The 448-nt window shown below is 62.5% G+C and carries 1 protein-coding gene; it reads right to left on the reverse strand.

Going from position 1 to position 448, the window contains the following annotated elements:
- Nucleotides 1-448 (reverse strand): 1-deoxy-D-xylulose-5-phosphate synthase N-terminal domain-containing protein (locus EE949_RS00095; protein ID WP_241152835.1); only part of this gene is annotated, 448 nt, incomplete at both ends.

Raw genomic sequence — 448 nt, forward strand, 5'->3', positions numbered from 1 at the left:
GTGGCGATCAGGGTCGGCAGGTCGTGACCGTCGATAGGCCCGATGTAATTCCAGCCCAGCTCTTCGAACAGCGTGCCGGGCACCAGCATGCCTTTCGCGTATTCCTCGGTGCGACGGGCAATTTCCCAGGCACCGGGCAGGCGCGAAAGCACCTTTTTACTGCCTTCACGCATGCTTGCATACGTGCGGCTGGAAAGGATCTTGGCCAGATAGTTAGACAGCCCGCCAACGTTTCGCGAGATCGACATGTCGTTGTCGTTGAGGATGACCAGCAGGTTGATGTCGTCCTGCACGCCGGCGTTGTTGAGCGCTTCGAACGCCATGCCGGCGGTCATCGAGCCGTCGCCGATGACGGCGATCGCGTGGCGGTGCTCGCCCTTGATCTTGGCCGCCTGCGCCATGCCCAGCGCGGCCGAAATCGATGTCGACGAGTGGGCGGTGCCGAAGG

The organism is Pseudomonas viridiflava (assembly GCF_900602065.1).
Classification (GTDB): domain Bacteria; phylum Pseudomonadota; class Gammaproteobacteria; order Pseudomonadales; family Pseudomonadaceae; genus Aquipseudomonas.